Raw genomic sequence first — 17,279 nt, 5'->3', positions numbered from 1 at the left:
TTGCTCCTTTCGGATAATGGTACCGGGGACGGGAATCGAACCCGTACGAACTTACGTTCACAGGATTTTAAGTCCTGCGTGTCTACCAGTTCCACCACCCTGGCATGAATCTGAGCCGAAGCCCTTCATCTTAAACTTAAAAAGCACCTAAAGGTGCTTCATTTAAGCTGAGCGAAAGACCGGGTTCGAACCGGCGACCTCAACCTTGGCAAGGTTGCGCTCTACCAGCTGAGCTACTTTCGCATATTGTTCTGGTGAATTGTGGTACAAAATTAGTGCTTTCATTTTTTGTATGCAAGTATTTATTGAAAAAAAAATGAAGAAAATTTGTAAATATACTCATAAATACCTGATTATGTTTTGTTTATAACAACCAATAAATTTTAAAATATTTTCAAATACCCTTCCGCAAAAGGAGGAAAGATAGGTTTTAAAGGTGTTTTTAGATAGTTTTACAATTATATAAAACATTTTTATGTACAAATTTCTAACTGCTATCTTACTTATTTTTTTGTTTACTAATTGTTATGCCCAAGAATACACTCATTTTTCTTCTTGGAACAGAATTGTAGTTCAAAAAAAAATCAATAACCATTGGGAGTTCGTTGGCGATGTCCACATTCGTCGTCAAAATGATTTTTTATCTTCCTCAATGAGCCCTTTTTCATTGAAATTAATGGAGGGATACCGTTTTGCTACTTTTTATAAATATCATAATTTAACCTTTTCATTTGCTCCATTTTTTTTGCATACCTATCCTCTATATGGAAAGGTAAAAGATTTAAGCTCTGTCGCCAGAAGTGAACTCAGACCTTCTTTTTTTACAGAATGGTCAAAAAATTTAAGTGACAAGTGGAATTTTCGTTCTCGATTTGGTTATGAGTATCGTATTTTTAAAAGGGTTGATGACACTTGGGGAGACGAACAGGGGCGAGTTCGCTTGCGTTTGCAGATGAGATATAATTGGAATGGGAACAATACTATTTTTGTCAGTGAAGAACCTCTTTATAATATTCCTCCGCATTTACCTGCCAATTCTTTTAGTCAGAATCAGTTGTATTTTGCCTATAATCATAATTTTTCACCCCATTTTACGACCGAAGTAGGTTATATGTGGAATCATCGGCAAAGGGCTTCTTTGGTAGAATTTGATGAAGAGAATATTTTACAAACACATTTTATTTTTAAGCTCTAAGTCTATTTAATGAATGAGAGATTGAGTGATTTAGTGATTAGTTTGTCCGATATTCACTCAACCTTCCATTCACTAAATACACTACTCAATAACCACTCTCTTAGCGGTTCCGTCTTCTCCTTGTGTTACTGTTACGAACATTGTGCCTTTTACGTTTTTCTTCAAATCAACTTGTCCCATAAAGTCTCCTTGAAAATCTTTGATTTTTTGCGAACCTACTTCTTTTCCATTAATATCAGTGACGATTACATTCACATCACCTTTTTGTGGGGCAAAGAATTTAAGGTTTAATTTACTATCAAATGGCTTATTTGGATATATTTTGAGGGCTTTTACTGTTTTTGACTCATTCATAAAATCAAAATCTTTCATGTCTCCATCAAACTTAAACTTAAAATCTTTTACCATTGGCTCAAGCGAGCCTAAAAGCTTTTTGTGGTCAAAATCTTTAAATCTTTTTTCCATATCATTGCCAAAATCTTTGAAGAAAATAGTCATATCTTCATTATCGCCATCCAAATCTTTTTGAATTCTTTTGCCATCTTTATAGATTTCTACTCTTTTTTTCTTCGTGCCTTGTGGAGCATTGTGTGAAAATGGACGGTCATCATCATTTTCTGACCTCATCCCTGCCCCTTCTCCATCTTTATTAATTTTGATTCTGATATGTTTGCGTTCGCCATTTCCAGAAGCTGTTAAAAGCGAATCTGAAATATGATTGATGAGTTTATCTTTTTCGTCGGCACTCATTCCTTCAACATTATAACTACGGTCGAAAATCTCTTTTTTACCATTTTCCGACGACTCAATATGGATTTTAAGTTGCCCGTTTTTTTCTTCAATATTTTGAGAAACGTTTTTTTGTGCCATTGCCGACACTCCCAAAGTGAGTAATAAAGCGGATATGATTATTTTTTTCATTGGTATATTTGGTTAAAATATTATTCGTTTAATTCACAGAAAATATTCCTGTGCTACTTATTCAGCAAAGAAACGAAGCATCCTCAATATCAATTCTTTATCTACTGTTAAAAGATGTTAAAGAGCATACAAGAGGTATTTTTTACATTAATTTTACTGACGAATTATAGACACAAAAAATTTTAGAATGTTGCAGAAAAGGTATTAGGTTTTTGGTATTAGGTGTCAGTTAGAAATTATTTCGTCAAAAACTAACCCCTAAAACCAAACACCTAACCCCTAATTATAAAATGACCAAACAGAAAATACGATATATCATTGCTTTGATGACCTTTGCATTATTAGGCTTGATTGCCTTTCAAATGTATTGGCTTGGCTTTACGGTACGCTCAAAAAATGACCAGTTTGGGAGTGACGTACGTGATGCTATGCAACAGGTTGTCAGGAAATTATCTCAACAAGAGATGTACTATTTTATGCAACGAAAAATAGCTTCAGAAGAAAACAAAAAGCAATTATTGGCGATTTCAAAGCCTGCCATAGAAAGTGTAAAAGCCAAGCAAAATAAACCCCAATCAATTGCTTCGAAAAATCCAAGTGTTGCGATGAATTTGGGCAAAATGACTGAGAAGCAATTTCCATCGGATATTTTAGTTTCAAAAGGCGTAGAAATTCTGCCAAATGGTGAAATCAGAGAGCATCAAGAGTTTTCTATTGACTTAAAAGATGAAGATGTTCTAAGCCTAATGAGTGGACAGAAGCAATTGGATGATATTTTTGGAGAAGCCATTCAACGCCATAATATGATGGTTGATGATTCGGTGAAACGTTATCAAGAATTAGCGGCTAAAAAGAAGAAAATTAAGCGTAGTCCACACATTGACCGCCACCAACAATTTGAAGAAACGGCCCAAAAAGTAAAAAATAAGGCTGAAATGGCGAAGGAAGTTTTTAACGATTTCCTGTTTACCAAACGAAGTATTTACGATAGAATCAATTATCAGATTTTGGATTCTTTGTTGAAATACGAAATCAAAATGAAGGGCATTGAAATTCCATTTGAGTATGGAATTAGTAGCTTAGAAAATCCGACTTACTTACATTATGCCTCGTCGATGAAATATAAAATGACGGGTTTAAAAAATGATAAAGATACTTACACTGTCAGTCTTTTCCCGAACGATTATAGTAATTCAGAGAACTATTTAAGGGTGTATTTCCCCAATCAAGACCGTTACATTATTCGCAATATTTGGATGATGTACGCTACTTCATTACTCTTGATTTTGGTCGTTTTGGGTTGTTTTTATGTAGCGGTTAGCACAATTTTGAAGCAAAAGCAATTGGCAGATATTAAAAATGACTTCATCAATAACATGACGCATGAGTTTAAAACGCCAATTTCTACCATTTCATTGGCAACTCAAATGCTTGGCGATGAATCCGTTGCGGCAAGTCCAACGATATTTAAACGTTATTTAGGCATTATTCAAGATGAAAACAAACGACTTGGCTCGCAAGTTGAAAAGGTTTTGCAAACTGCCCAAATGGAACGTGGAGAGGTTCAATTGAAATTAGGCACGGTAAATGTGCATCAAATTATTGAGCGAGTTTTGGAAAATATTAGTCCCCAAATTGAACTTCGAGAAGGAATAATTGACGTAGATTTACAGGCAGAAAACGTAGAAATTCAAGCGGATGAAGTGCATTTAACCAATATCCTTTTTAACCTTTTGGATAATGCCAATAAGTATTCGCCCGAAAAACCAATCATCAAAATCACGACGGAAGACACCGAAAAGGGTCTTTCTATCAAAGTAAGCGATAAAGGAATTGGTATGGCAAAGGATTCTATCAAGCAAATTTTCGAGAAATTCTACCGTGTACCTACGGGCAATGTCCACGACGTAAAAGGCTTCGGCTTAGGATTGAGTTACGTAAAAAAGATGGTGGAAGAACATCATGGGAAAATTAATGTGCAAAGTAAATTGGGCGAAGGAAGTGAGTTTGAGGTGGTGTTGCCTGTGTAAATTATGCGTTAAAAACGCAAAACCAAACCCAATGGCAAATTGGAGTGAGTAAGTTTCCTCAATAATTGATTCGTTTTATCGTATTTGAAATTAATCATGCAATTCTATACAAAAAATCATAAATTGCATGATTAATTTCAAAAACCATGATTGAGAGAAGTCAAAAAGCTCAAATAGAAAAACTCATTAAACATTTCCCAGCCGTTGGAATTGTGGGGGCGAGACAAGTAGGAAAGACTACTTTGGTCAAAAACTTAGAGCCTGTTTTGGATAAACCTTGTGTTTATTTTGATTTGGAGTCACCCAGAGTCATGGCTCAATTGAAGGAGAATCCAGAATGGTTTTTATCTCAATATCAAGACAAAACCGTTATCATTGACGAAGTACAATTGATGCTTGAATTATTCCCCTTGCTTCGTTCTCTAATTGACGAAAACCGAGTGGCTGGTAGGTTTATTTTATTGGGTTCAGCATCGCCTACTTTTTTGGCAAATAGTGCCGAAACGTTAGCGGGCAGAATTGCTTATTTAGAATTGCCACCGCTGCAGTTTTCGGAAATAATTTCATCAGATATTGACCTTAAAAAACATTGGTTCAGAGGTGGTTTCCCAGATGCTTTATTAGCTCCCGATGATGACATTTGGGCTTTGTGGCAAGAGAATTTTATCAAGACATACATCACAAGAGATTTGGTTAATCTCGGACTGAGCCTTAGCCCGACTTTGCTTTATAATCTCATGCTTATGCTTACGGGAGTTCATGGTTCAACCTTGACTTATAGCGATTTAGCCAATTCATTAAACGTCAATGTAAAAATAATTACCCAAACCCTTGACGTTTTAGAGCAAGCATTTTTGATTCGTAGATTGCAGCCTTGGTTCGTAAATATCAGTAAAAGAGTCGTTAAAAGTCCTAAATTGTATTATCGTGATTCGGGAAATTTACATTATTTGTCTAACGTTTTTGACTATGATTCTTTGTTGAGAAATAAACTCATCGGACACTCGTGGGAAGGCTACGTGATTGAGCAAATTTGTAACGCATTGCATAGTTCCATAAAACCCTATTTTTACCGAACTTCCAATCAAGCTGAAATGGATTTGGTATTAGTAAAAGGCATTACACCCGTGGTATCCATTGAAATCAAATTATCATCCGCTAATTCCTTAACCAGAGGTACAACCGAAGCATTAAACGATTTAAAAACCGAACATAATTTTGTAATTACTACGGAAGGAGGAAACTATTTCACTCGTCCAGAATGGAAGGTTTGTAATTTGGGAGAAATTATGGTGAATTTGGCAGATTTAGGGCTTTTAAATAAAATATCGGAATTATCTACTATTTGTCGCAAGACAAAATTAGACCACGGATAGAACAGATAAAACAGATTTACACTGATTTTTCTTTAAATTTATCCGTGTAAATCCGTTGAATCAGTACAAGCTGTGGGCTAATTTTATTCTGCGACAAATTGTAGATAGTTCCGTAAAATATATTAAAAATCAAACCAAATTTAACAAAATGACTAAGATTCTACTCGCCGAAGACGACCCAAATTTGGGAACATTATTGCAAGAATATTTGACCATCAAAGGTTACGAAACCACTTTGGCAAAAGACGGCGACGAAGCCCTCACGAAGTTCGTCCAACAACCTTATGACCTTTGTATTTTTGACGTAATGATGCCCAAAAAAGACGGTTTTACATTGGCAAAAGAAGTAAGAATGTCAGACCGAGATACGCCTATTATCTTTCTGACGGCTAAAGCTATGAAAGAAGACACACTTCAAGGTTTTAAATTGGGGGCGGATGATTATATGACAAAACCGTTTTCGATGGAAGAATTATTGGCTCGTTTGCAAGCAGTTTTACGAAGAAGTCAGAAGGAAGAACTACAAAATGAGAAAGTTACGAGCTTCAAAATCAGAGGTTTTGTCTTTGATTCTGAAAAACAAACGCTCATACACCATGACGAATCCCAGAAATTAACTGTCAAAGAATCGCAATTATTAAAGCTCCTTTGCGAAAATATGGGCAACTCCGTAAGCCGTAGCTTTGCCCTAAAAATGGTTTGGGGGGACGATACCTATTTCAATGCCCGAAGTATGGATGTTTACATTACTAAACTTCGCAAATTCCTAAAAGAAGAGCCTGAAATTCAAATAGTTAATGTTCATGGCGAAGGCTTTAAATTAATGGTTTAGTATATATCCTGATACTTCTGCATCGACTGAAAATATCGTTTGTAAATTATGGAAATCATGTTTTTCCTTGAATTTCCATTTTTACAACATACCTTTGTACCACAATCACAAAAAGGGGTGCCTCATAACAACGGGCTGAGATTATACCCATTGAACCTGATGCAGTATAATGCTGTCGAAGGGAATTTTGTTCAATCACAAAATTAATGGTTTTTTGTATGTTAAATCTGACTGGATTTGACTCCTTTGCCTGTCTTGAACTCAAATTCAAGCAATGAAAAACAGTAATCAGTTAGCAGTAAACAGTGAACAATCACTGGCTAACAACTACTTATCTTCTATTTTTTGCCGTTGTTTATCAATCGCAAATCTATTTTTTCTTACTGTTTGCTGTTTACTGCTCACTGTAAACTGTGCATTCGCTCAAGTTTCCATTTCTGGAAAAATCACCGATGCTGAAACAGGAAAGCCACTTGTTTCTGCTAACGTAATTTTAGAGAATACATCGAGAGGAACTGCCACCAATCAGCAAGGAATTTATACGTTGAAAAATCTCAAAAAAGGCTCATACGTTCTAAAAATCAGCTATTTAGGATTTTCGAAAATTTCAAAAACTATTGATTTACAGAAAGATGAAACGTTTAACTTTTCGCTTCAAAAATCAACTTTCGAGGCTGACGAAGTAGTTGTAAATGCTACTCGTGCCAATGCAAATTCGGCAATGGCATATTCTGACATCAGCAAAGAATATCTCCAAAAGCAAAATTTAGGGCAAGATATTCCACAATTATTGAACTTCACGCCATCGTTGGTCACTACTTCTGATGCTGGTGCGGGCGTGGGTTACACAGGTATTCGTATTCGTGGAACGGACGCAACTCGTATCAATGTAACGATTAATGGTATTCCGATTAACGATTCTGAGTCTCAAGGAACTTATTGGGTAAATATGCCAGACTTGGCAAGTTCGACAAACTCGGTACAAATTCAGCGTGGCGTAGGAACTTCTACCAACGGAGCAGGTGCTTTTGGGGCAACGGTCAATCTTTCAACTAACGAATTCAGAAAAGACCCTTACGCAGAAATTAATAACTCGATTGGCTCATTCAAAACTCGTAAAAGTACAATTATGGTTGGCTCTGGCTTATTGAATGGAAAATTTACCGTTGATGGACGTTTATCGAAATTGGTTTCTGACGGTTACATTGACCGTGCATCGTCTGATTTGAAATCATTTTACCTTTCGGGTGCTTATTTTGGCAAAAAATCTTTTGTGCGTTTAAATGTATTTTCGGGTAAAGAAAAAACGTATCAATCTTGGTATGGTTTGTCAGAAAGTGATTTATTAGTGAATCGCAAAATGAACTATTATACTTATCCAAACCAAACGGATAATTATCAGCAAGACCACTACCAATTGCTTTCTTCGCACGTTTTGGCTTCAAATTGGACTTTCAACCTTAACTTTCACTACACAAAAGGGGCTGGTTATTATGAAGAATATAAAGAAGAAGATAAGTTTTCGAACTACGGTTTACCAAACATCGTGAACGGAACAGAAACTATTAAAAAGACAGATTTAATTCGTAGAAAATGGTTAGATAATGATTTTTATGGCACAACGTTCTCGTTGGAATATCAAGGAAACAACAAAATTTCAGCGACTTTTGGCGGTGGTTATAATCAATATGATGGCGACCATTTTGGCGAAATTATTTGGGCAAAATATGCTCAAAATATTCCATTGGGACAACGTTGGTATGAGAATAATTCAATCAAGAAAGATTTTAATTTATACGGAAAAATCAATTATGCACTTGCTGAAAACTTAAATGCCTTTGCTGATTTACAGGTTCGTACCGTCAATTATAGCATGAAGGGAATTGCCAGCAAACTCCAAGATATTACACAACAGGTGGATTACTCTTTCTTCAATCCAAAATTTGGGTTAACCTATCAATTGAATAATTCATCAACCGTTTTTGGGTCATTTAGTGTTGGGAATAAAGAACCAAGTCGCCAAGATTTTGTAGATAATGCTCCTAAATATCCACAAGCTGAAACGCTTAACGATTGGGAAATTGGTTACAAAACTCAATTATCGAACGTTGCATTATCTGTAAATGGTTACATGATGAACTACAAAAACCAATTGGTTTTAACAGGAAAAGTAAATGATGTTGGTGAAGCTATCAGAATAAATGTACCCGAAAGTTACCGCATGGGTATTGAAATTGAAGCAGGCGTTCAAGTTATCAAAACCTTGAAAATCAATGCAAATGCTACATTTTCAAACAATAAAATCAAGAATTTTACGGAAATTGTGCCTAATTATGATGGCGATGCCGACGGTGTAAATCAATTTGCAGAAACAAATATTGCCTTTTCACCGAGTACAATTTTGGGTTCACAAGTTTTATTTACGCCTGTTAAAAACTTAGAATTTGGCTTTTTATCAAAATACGTTGGGAAACAATATTTAGATAATACCACCGACGACAAGCGTAAATTGAACGCTTATTTCACCAACGATTTAAGAGCCATTTATACCGTAAAAGGAAAAACATTGAAAGAGGTAAATTTCAGTTTCTTGGTGAATAATCTCTTCAATACTTTGTACGAATCTAACGGATATTCTTATAGTTATATTTATGACAAACAGACAATTACAGAGAATTATTATTATCCACAAGCAGGTACAAATGTGATGTTTGGGGTGAATCTGAAATTCTAAAGAATTAATACCTCTAATTATTTAGCTTAAATTTTAAGGCTCAAGTTTAATTACTTGAGCCTTTTTTTGTTAGCTCGCAATCCAAAATATATCCTATGTCGTAGATATGTTTGATTATTAGTTTAAAAATACATTATTAACATCATGGAAAGGATAAAAAAAATTCTGAAAATTTCAACTTATACCGTATTGTCTTTTTTCATCGCTTTGGTTGTTTATGCCAACTGGGAAGAGCCTTCTCTATCGGACAAACTTAACTTAAAGCCCATAGAATTAAGGGTTTTCACACTTAATAATGACGTTTCAACGGAAGACAGTTTACAGATTGCTAAAAATCTTGCTGATAATAAAGGAATAACCGCTTCAACGATTAATCCACAAGGAAAAACCATCAGTATTACTTATCACGCCGATGAAACATCTGAAAGCGAATTACAGAAAGCTGTGGAAGCAGAAAAATTTGAAGCTAAAAAAGTCGATTTCACAGCATTTAAAGGGCCACAATGCCCCGTTCCTTCTGAATATATTGATTTTATCATCAATACAAAAAAGGCTCTTTGTTTTAGATGAGTAATGGGCAACAAATCCTATTAATAGCATTTACTCCTCAGCGTTATAAAATTTTGCCTTAAAGTTTACTTCTGAAATTACTTTTTGACGCTAAAAACTTTGCCCGAGTTTTAAAATCATCGCAAATTTGGATAGAACGGGCTTATTCAAGTTTGTAATTAATTTTCTTATCATAACATGAAAAAATCAATGCAACTATGTGGAGCGTTCCTCATGGCAGGAACGTTATTGTTTACATCTTGCAAAAAAGAGGAAACAGCCGTTACTCCAACGCCAACTCTTTATGCACGCTTAGGTGGAAATCCTGCTATTTCGGCAGTAATTGACCAATTTATTGCTAACGTAGCGGGCGACGCACGTATCAACGCATTTTTTGCTGATGCTGCAGCTGACCCTGCTCGTTTGACTAAGTTGCGTAACAATCTTATTAATCAGGTGGGTATGGCAACGGGTGGAACAGAGAAATACACAGGTTTAGACATGAAAACTTCTCACAAAGGAATGGGAATTGAAGAATCTCATTTTAATGCTTTGGTAGAAGATTTGTCATTAGCTTTAGACAAATTCAAAGTTCCAACAACAGAGAAAACTGAATTATTAACTGCTTTGGCTGGTATGAAAGCTGACATCGTGGAAGGACCAACAACGCTTTATGCTCGTTTGGGTGGCAATGGAGCAATCACTGCTGTCATTGACGACTTTATCGGTAAAGTTGCCGCTGATTCACGTATTAACGCATTTTTTGCTGCTGCTGCTGCTGACCCAGCTCGCTTGAATCGTCTGAAACTGAACCTTGTCAATCAAGTTGGACAAGCTTCTGGAGGTCCAGAAAAATATTCAGGTCTTGACATGAAAACGGCTCACAAAGGCATGAAAATTACAGATGCTCAATTCAATGCTTTAGTGGAAGATTTACAGGCCTCTTTAGTGAAATTCAAGGTTGAATCAAGAACTAAAATTCAGTTATTAACCGCATTAGGTGGCATGAGAGCTGATATTGTAGGGCAATAATTATTGGTTGATTGGTTATTGGGGAATTGGTTATTGGTATTTGAGAAAGCTCATTTTGATTAACTATTTCGGTTATAAAATTTTAATTGCCTATCAATTAAACACTTACAAACATTTATTCCCCAATAATCAATAATACAATTAACCTATTCACCAATAACCCGTAACAAATCAACCAATAAACTGACTTTTGTCATATTGTACTATTTTAAGAGATACTACTTTCGAGAATTACATTTTCATCAACATAAAACTAACTATTTATACCTATTCTAAATTAGAAAACTACCTTAAAAATTACCTATCATTTCCCCTAAAAATATTCGTTCTTGTTGTAATTTTGCAGTCCAAACAATTTATATGAATTTGGAACTGTGCCAAACCATAATTGTTTAATTTTCAATGATTTAACAATTTACAAGCGTAAAATTAATTGTCATTATTGAATCGGAATCGTAAAGAATCATGCAAAATATATTCAAAGCGTTTAGTCTATCATATAAATCTGCTCCATTGGCAGTTCGTGAACAAGTCACTTTAACGGAAGGAGAAATAAAAGACTTTTCTCTGAAAATCAAGGACTTATTTGGAATCCAAGAGTGTTTGGTTGTTTCAACCTGCAATCGTACCGAAGTTTATTACACTTCTGAGCAAGATATTACAGCAGACGTAATCAAAGCATTACTTACCTACAAAGGTATTATTGACACTGAATCATATTTTGTACATTTCCAACAATTCAACCTTCAAGCAGATGCCGTTAAGCACCTTTTTGAAGTAGCAACTGGTTTACATTCACAAGTAGTTGGAGATTTACAGATTCCAAACCAAATCAAACATTCGTATCAATTTTCGGCTGATTTGAACATGGCTGGCCCATTCCTTCACCGTTTGATGCACACGATTTTCTTCTCAAACAAGAGAGTTGCTCAAGAAACTTCCTTCCGTGACGGAGCCGCATCTACTTCTTATGCTGCCGTTGCTCTTACCGAAGAAGTTACACAAAACATCAACAATCCAAAAGTTTTAATTTTAGGTTTAGGAGAAATTGGTATTGATGTTTGTCATAATATTGCTGACAAAGAATTTGCTGAAATTACGGTCATGAATCGTACCAGAGCAAAAGCGGAAGATATTGCTAAAGGAAATAATTTTAGAATTGCCGATTTTATTGAATTAGAAAATGAAATTAGAAGAGCAGACGTAATTATTTCATCAGTAATGATTGATAAACCATTGATTACGAAAGAATTAATGGAGAAAATCGGCATTCTTACTTTCAAATATTTTATTGATTTATCTGTTCCGAGAAGTGTAGAAGATAACGTAGAGGAAGTTGCGGGAGCATTAGTATATAACGTTGATAGCCTTCGTGAGCGTGCCGACGAAGCTTTACGCATTCGTTTAGCGTCCATTCCAGACGTTGAAAGAATTATCGACGAGGCGATTGTTGCCTTTAATGATTGGTCAAGAGAAATGGTTGTTTCTCCAACTATCAACAAACTCAAAAATTCATTAGAGCAAATCAGAAAAGAAGAAATTGCTCGTCATTTGAAAAACTTATCGCCCGAAGAATCAGAAAGAATTGAGAAAATCACGATGGGCATTGTTCAAAAAATCATGAAATCGCCCGTGTTGAATCTAAAAGCCGCCTGCAAACGTGGCGATGCTGACCAATTGGTAGATATAATTACAGAATTATTCGATTTAGAAAAACAAGCAAATAGTGCTTATGTTCATTAGTAAAAAAGTCCTTCAAAATTGATTTGAAGGACTTTTTTACTAATGGTTGAATGTTTATTCCTGATTAAATTTCAAAGTAATTTATCAACTTTATATTCTGTTCGGTTATATCCCGCAAAAACGCCAAATCCTCCTTTCACATTGGAATAAAGCCTTGAAGGTTCTGCAAAAGGATTGTCATTATTTCGCTTAATTTCTTCTAAAGATTTATGAAATTTTGCATAATTTTCATCTGTGTGACAAACCAATAAAGTCTGATATCGAACATATTGATACGGTCCGTTTGAACCCAATTGTTTATCTCTTAGTTGCAAAGATTGGGGCGTTATCACTTCACCATTTTTAACTTTGTCATCTTCAATTCCGTAAATCGCACCGTCTCCTTCTAATCTAATTTCTTTAGGAGACAAGGTTTCAAAATAGCTTAATACAAATACTGAATAATAATTTTTCTGATTTGGAAAATCCTTCCATTGAATAAAATACTCTGTTCCATCACTAAATGGAGATGGCTCTACTTTCGTTTTTACTAAACTAATCCCTTGTTTATCAATTTGTTGTGGAATTATGCAAAATGCTGTCAAATTATCTCCTTCGGGTGTCGTTAGTTTCATTTCATATCGTTTACCCTCAATCACATCAAAGCCTTTTGCCGAAGCTGAGTAATTTAAAAGCCCTTTATTCCATTTCAGTTCAAGACGTTGATTCAGTTCATTGGTAAGAATAATAGTCGCATTACTTACGATGGGATTACTAATTTTTGAGCCTGTGCCAACGGTTGGATTTGTCCCCCAAACTTTGGCAGTGATAACAGTATCTTGTGGACAAAGAAATATCTCAACACAAGGAGTTTTAACGGAAAACACCTCACGCTCTTCAATCGTCGAAAGAGCATCGCAGGACATCACTAAAGTAGAAATAGAAAGAATAAAAAGTATCTTTTTCACAGCATCAAAATTTAAAATGATAACTCACCGAAGGCACAATCGGGAAAAGCCCCTGACGGTATAATTGATAATCAGAAGAACCACTCACCGCTCTACTTTCATAATAAAAGGGATTTATGCGATTGTAGAGATTATAGGCACTGACTTCCCAAGTTCTTTCAATTTTTTTCTTTTTCTTAAAAAATCTAAAACCAACGTCTAATCTATGATAGGGAGCAGCCCGATAATTATTTTGCTCCCCTAATTGTTCTACTCTTATTGCTGAATTACCATAAACATCCCCAAAACTGTGCTTTGAGGCATAATGAGTACCAATTGGGATGGTTATGTTGTTGCCAGTTCCATACACCCACGTAACGGAAAGCGTGGTTTTTGGACGTAATTTGTAAATTCCTACGAACGAAAAATCATGTCGGCGGTCATATTTTGGGTAAAATTCTTGTCCATTATTTAATTCTGGGAATTGATGTTTTATCCATGAAAGTGTATAGCCCATCCATCCAGAAAGTCGTCCGTATTTTTTCTGTAAAAAAACTTCCATTCCATAAGCCTTTCCTTTTCCAGAGGTTACATTTTCCTGCCAATCAACCGAATTAACACGATTTGGATTTGCTCCAAAATCTAATACTAAGAAATTTGCTCCTTGTTTATATCCCAAAATATTATCCATTTCTTTGTAATATCCTTCTACACTCAAAGACATATTTGACTTCGGTAAATCTCTGACAATGCCCAAAGCCACTTGTTGTGCTTTTTGAGGAGCAATTTTCTCCGTAGAAGGCACCCATAAATCAGTTGGAAGACCCAAACCAGAATTTGAAAGGAGGTGGATATATTGATTCATCTGCGTATAAGAAGCCTTGATTGCCCAATTTTCAGATGGAAGGAATGAGGCAGTAAAACGGGGTTCAAGATTGGTATAAGTACGTTCTCCAACGATAAACGTACTTTCTCTTAACCCAAAATTAGTATTGAATTTAGAAGATATTTTCCATGAATTTTCAAGATAAATTGCTCCCTCCAAAGCCTTAATTTCATTAGCTCTTACGCCCGAAGTATCTTTTTCCGGATTTTTTAGAACGTAAGCATTCGGAGCAAATAAATGCTGGGTGATAATTCCGCCAAATTTTATGGAGAAATTAGGACTTACAAAAGCATCAAAGTCTGTTTTGAAAGTAAAATCACGAATTTTAGAAGAATATTCTAATAAATAATCGCCTTGTGGTGTTGGCTTTTGGTTATAAACTCTGAATTTATACTGACTAAAAATGAGAGAAGTATTTACGAATATTTTTTCCGAAATCAACCGATTCCAGCGTAGTGTTGCCGTAGTATTTCCCCATCCAAAACCATCTTCTGATTTATCATTTTTATCCGTAATAGCAGAAACATCTCGCCCTAAATAAGTGCTGAGATATAAACGGTCTTTGGAACTAAGTTCGGTATTAATTTTTGCGTTTAAGTCATAAAAATAAAGACTTGGGAAACTACTACTTGGAACGATGAGGTCGGCATAAGTACGTCGGGCAGAGATAAGATACGAAACAGGTTTTTTGAACTTTATTGGTCCTTCGATGGTAAGTTTGCTACTGATAAAACCAATACTGCCTTCGCCATGAAATTTATCTCGACTTCCTTCTTTCATCTGCATTTCGAGAACCGAAGAAATACGACCTCCAAAATGAGCAGGAAAGCCCCCTTTTGTTAATTCGACACTTTTGAGAGCATCGTTATTGAAAGTTGAAAAGAACCCAAAAAGATGATTGGCATTATATACTACGGCATCATCTAAAATCATTAAATTTTGGTCAGGACTACCTCCACGCACGTATAAGCCCGTTGTTCCTTCATTTCCTTTCTGAACACCTGGTAGTAATTGAAGCGTTTTGATAACGTCTTTTTCTCCCAAGATTACGGAAACTTCCTTGAACTGTTGCATCGGAATAGAGATTTTGCTCATCTCTATTTTTTCAGATTCTTTGGCTTGTTTTTCGGATAAAACAGCAACTTCTTCGAGTAAAGTAACAGCAGGCTCTAAATCAATATTGAGGGTTTGATTTTTTTGAAGAATAATTTTTTGCGTAAAAGATTTATACCCAACCCGTGAAAAAACGATTTCTTGCTCACGATTTCCTTCCAATTTGATTGAGTAAAAACCATATTGATTGGAAGTCGTGCCAATTCGAGTATTGTTCACAGACACGCTTACATCACGCAAGGATTCTCCACTCTTTTGTTCACGAATAAATCCACTGAGGGTTTGAGCAAACGAAGGTGTATTTAGGAATATTAAGGTTAAGAGGAGGAAGGTTTTCTTCATTTTTCGAGGTAGATTTTCGCCCATTTATTTTTTTCATATGCCTTTACAATGCCACTAAATATTCGTTTATTGGTATCCAATTCTTCGACATCATATGTACCTTGCAGTGTAAAGATTGGTTTTATTGTGGGGTCATACGTAGAAAATAATACCTGTCTGTCATATGCATAACTTTTAGGGTCGTACTGTAATTTGGCTGTTTGTCCATAGATAGTTTGTGTACCTTCACAAATTCTACTATTTGGAAGACAAACTTCGGAAAAATAAATATTTGAATTTTGAAAATTTATAGTCGAATCAATTGTACTGTAAGCATCGTCATTGTAGTAAACAATCTTTTTAATGTTCCATGTACTTTTGCCAAACATTCCGATGAACCGTTCAGCATCCTTCTCTTCATCTGTTTTACAAGCGGTGAAAAGAAAAATTAGGAATAAGATTGAAAGTGTTTTTTTCATGATTTCATTGAGTTAAAATAGCCTTTCCATGAACTTATGAAAAGGCTATAATTTAGATAATTACTCGGAATTATCTACTATTTGTCGCAAGACAAAATTAGCCCACGGATAGAACAGATAAAACAGATTTACACTGATTTTTCTTTAAATTTATCCGTGTAAATCAGTTGAATCAGTACAATCTGTGGTCTAATTTTATTCTGCGGCAAATTGTAGATAGTTCCGTAATTACTTGTCCGTGCGCCCCGTAAAGCCACTTACTTTGATAAAAAACTTATTATTTACATCTTCATTGGGCGATAATTTGTGAACATAACCCTTCCCTTGCCACCACCAGCCTGGGTAAGAAATTCTATTCATCCATTTTGCTCCTATATAATCATCGCCATTATAAACCTTATAAGTGACTCCTCCAGCTACTGTTTGAGTTGATTGCTCATCTGAATCTCCAATGCCATCATTTTCCCAAAAAGCCATATAGACTTGAGGGTATTGGTCTACATCAAATGATGTGTAGGGGTGATCCATTTGAGTATAAGCCCAAGCTCCATCATCATTGATATCGTGATAGGAATTACCTGAGCCATAAACTTGACCTTGATTATTCATTACGTATGTATAAACCTCTATTTCAGGGTCTCCCATAAGCCAACCTTCAAAGCCTGACCAACCATTACCATCTGTAATTCCGTTAAGGAAAATTGCATCGCTATATTCAGAATAATACCATGATTGTCCGCCCATTACTCTTGAAGACATTAATCTCTTCTGACAGTCCCACTGTCACCATGCCCAAACGTTGTAATGTTTTTTTCATTACCTTTGCATTGGGTTTAATTGTTAGAAATTTGACCTTTAAGCCCCATCTGGTCGCCAAACTTAGAATGGGCTTAATTTTGCAAAGGTTTACGGTTTTTGTAGCACTACAAAATTTAAAATCATAAAAAATATTCCATATAGAATATTCCAAGAAATACTTAAAAAACCGTTTGTTAATTGTATTAAAAAAAATAAAATTATATTTTTGCCGTGCTTCCCGCTTTTGTAGCACTTGCCACACTGACTATAATTCGCTACGTTATATCCGTGTTACAATATTTTTTCCACTAATAACTAAACTTATAACTATGTTCTATAAAAAA

The 17,279-nt window shown here is 35.3% G+C and carries 13 protein-coding genes, 2 tRNA genes and 1 riboswitch; of the genes, 8 read left to right on the top strand and 7 right to left on the bottom strand.

Going from position 1 to position 17,279, the window contains the following annotated elements:
* Positions 1 to 17: 17 nt before the first annotated feature.
* Positions 18 to 104 (bottom strand) — tRNA-Leu (locus VB796_RS03365).
* 66 nt (positions 105 to 170) lie between these two features.
* Positions 171 to 243, bottom strand: a tRNA-Gly gene (locus VB796_RS03360).
* Positions 244 to 475: 232 nt separating this feature from the next.
* Between VB796_RS03360 and VB796_RS03355 the strand changes: the two genes are divergently transcribed.
* A complete protein-coding gene (locus VB796_RS03355) occupies positions 476 to 1,195 on the top strand; it encodes a DUF2490 domain-containing protein (RefSeq protein ID WP_323345095.1) in 720 nt (239 codons plus the stop codon).
* An 81-nt stretch (positions 1,196 to 1,276) separates the two neighbouring features.
* On the opposite strand, the gene VB796_RS03350 is transcribed toward VB796_RS03355, so the two are convergent.
* Positions 1,277 to 2,116, bottom strand: a complete 840-nt coding sequence (locus VB796_RS03350; RefSeq protein WP_323345094.1) for a T9SS type A sorting domain-containing protein — start codon at positions 2,114 to 2,116, stop codon at positions 1,277 to 1,279.
* Between the two features lie 290 nt (positions 2,117 to 2,406).
* Here VB796_RS03350 and VB796_RS03345 point away from each other — a divergent pair, with 290 nt between their 5' ends.
* From VB796_RS03345 to hemA, 7 genes are all read left to right on the top strand, one after another.
* On the top strand, positions 2,407 to 4,146 hold the full coding sequence (locus VB796_RS03345) for a HAMP domain-containing sensor histidine kinase (protein WP_323345093.1): 1,740 nt from the start codon (positions 2,407 to 2,409) through the stop codon (positions 4,144 to 4,146).
* A 146-nt stretch (positions 4,147 to 4,292) separates the two neighbouring features.
* Complete coding sequence (locus VB796_RS03340) at positions 4,293 to 5,522, top strand: ATP-binding protein (protein WP_323345092.1); 1,230 nt, start codon at positions 4,293 to 4,295, stop codon at positions 5,520 to 5,522.
* A 148-nt stretch (positions 5,523 to 5,670) separates the two neighbouring features.
* Positions 5,671 to 6,354, top strand: a complete 684-nt coding sequence (locus VB796_RS03335; RefSeq protein ID WP_323345091.1) for a response regulator transcription factor — start codon at positions 5,671 to 5,673, stop codon at positions 6,352 to 6,354.
* Positions 6,355 to 6,457: 103 nt separating this feature from the next.
* A riboswitch (TPP riboswitch) is annotated at positions 6,458 to 6,556 on the top strand.
* Between the two features lie 72 nt (positions 6,557 to 6,628).
* Complete coding sequence (locus VB796_RS03330) at positions 6,629 to 9,088, top strand: TonB-dependent receptor (RefSeq protein WP_323345090.1); 2,460 nt, start codon at positions 6,629 to 6,631, stop codon at positions 9,086 to 9,088.
* Positions 9,089 to 9,232: 144 nt separating this feature from the next.
* A complete protein-coding gene (locus tag VB796_RS03325) occupies positions 9,233 to 9,658 on the top strand; it encodes a hypothetical protein (protein WP_323345089.1) in 426 nt (141 codons plus the stop codon).
* A 177-nt stretch (positions 9,659 to 9,835) separates the two neighbouring features.
* Positions 9,836 to 10,669, top strand: a complete 834-nt coding sequence (locus VB796_RS03320) for a group 1 truncated hemoglobin (protein WP_323345088.1) — start codon at positions 9,836 to 9,838, stop codon at positions 10,667 to 10,669.
* A 465-nt stretch (positions 10,670 to 11,134) separates the two neighbouring features.
* Positions 11,135 to 12,412, top strand: a complete 1,278-nt coding sequence (gene hemA, locus VB796_RS03315; protein ID WP_323345087.1) for a glutamyl-tRNA reductase — start codon at positions 11,135 to 11,137, stop codon at positions 12,410 to 12,412.
* Between the two features lie 71 nt (positions 12,413 to 12,483).
* Here hemA and VB796_RS03310 read toward each other — a convergent pair whose 3' ends face one another.
* The 4 genes from VB796_RS03310 to VB796_RS03295 all read right to left on the bottom strand — a co-directional run bounded on the left by VB796_RS03310 (position 12,484) and on the right by VB796_RS03295 (position 16,896).
* Positions 12,484 to 13,359, bottom strand: coding sequence for a DUF4249 domain-containing protein (locus VB796_RS03310; RefSeq protein ID WP_323345086.1), 876 nt, complete (start codon positions 13,357 to 13,359; stop codon positions 12,484 to 12,486).
* Positions 13,360 to 13,363: 4 nt separating this feature from the next.
* A complete protein-coding gene (locus VB796_RS03305; RefSeq protein WP_323345085.1) occupies positions 13,364 to 15,679 on the bottom strand; it encodes a TonB-dependent receptor in 2,316 nt (771 codons plus the stop codon).
* Complete coding sequence (locus tag VB796_RS03300) at positions 15,676 to 16,137, bottom strand: hypothetical protein (RefSeq protein ID WP_323345084.1); 462 nt, start codon at positions 16,135 to 16,137, stop codon at positions 15,676 to 15,678. The genes VB796_RS03305 and VB796_RS03300 overlap by 4 nt, the downstream gene beginning before the upstream one ends.
* 228 nt (positions 16,138 to 16,365) lie before the next feature.
* The gene (locus VB796_RS03295) at positions 16,366 to 16,896 is read right to left on the bottom strand and encodes a hypothetical protein (RefSeq protein WP_323345083.1); all 531 of its coding nucleotides are present in this window, start codon (positions 16,894 to 16,896) and stop codon (positions 16,366 to 16,368) included.
* Between the last annotated feature and the right edge of the window lie 383 nt (positions 16,897 to 17,279).

The organism is Arcicella sp. LKC2W, from assembly GCF_034931005.1.
Taxonomy (GTDB): domain Bacteria; phylum Bacteroidota; class Bacteroidia; order Cytophagales; family Spirosomataceae; genus Arcicella.
The sequence above is the reverse complement of the archived record's forward strand: the minus strand, read 5'-3'. Positions and strand labels throughout refer to the sequence as shown.

Bases quoted from the DNA above. Each gene is read 5' to 3' on its own strand.
- hemA (WP_323345087.1), top strand. From the start codon at position 11,135: ATGCAAAATATATTCAAAGCGTTTAGTCTATCATATAAATCTGCTCCA.
- VB796_RS03295 (WP_323345083.1), bottom strand. From the start codon at position 16,896: ATGTCTTCAAGAGTAATGGGCGGACAATCATGGTATTATTCTGAATAT.
- VB796_RS03335 (WP_323345091.1), top strand. From the start codon at position 5,671: ATGACTAAGATTCTACTCGCCGAAGACGACCCAAATTTGGGAACATTA.
- VB796_RS03340 (WP_323345092.1), top strand. From the start codon at position 4,293: ATGATTGAGAGAAGTCAAAAAGCTCAAATAGAAAAACTCATTAAACAT.
- VB796_RS03320 (WP_323345088.1), top strand. From the start codon at position 9,836: ATGAAAAAATCAATGCAACTATGTGGAGCGTTCCTCATGGCAGGAACG.
- VB796_RS03355 (WP_323345095.1), top strand. From the start codon at position 476: ATGTACAAATTTCTAACTGCTATCTTACTTATTTTTTTGTTTACTAAT.
- VB796_RS03330 (WP_323345090.1), top strand. From the start codon at position 6,629: ATGAAAAACAGTAATCAGTTAGCAGTAAACAGTGAACAATCACTGGCT.
- VB796_RS03345 (WP_323345093.1), top strand. From the start codon at position 2,407: ATGACCAAACAGAAAATACGATATATCATTGCTTTGATGACCTTTGCA.
- VB796_RS03305 (WP_323345085.1), bottom strand. From the start codon at position 15,679: ATGAAGAAAACCTTCCTCCTCTTAACCTTAATATTCCTAAATACACCT.
- VB796_RS03325 (WP_323345089.1), top strand. From the start codon at position 9,233: ATGGAAAGGATAAAAAAAATTCTGAAAATTTCAACTTATACCGTATTG.
- VB796_RS03300 (WP_323345084.1), bottom strand. From the start codon at position 16,137: ATGAAAAAAACACTTTCAATCTTATTCCTAATTTTTCTTTTCACCGCT.
- VB796_RS03350 (WP_323345094.1), bottom strand. From the start codon at position 2,116: ATGAAAAAAATAATCATATCCGCTTTATTACTCACTTTGGGAGTGTCG.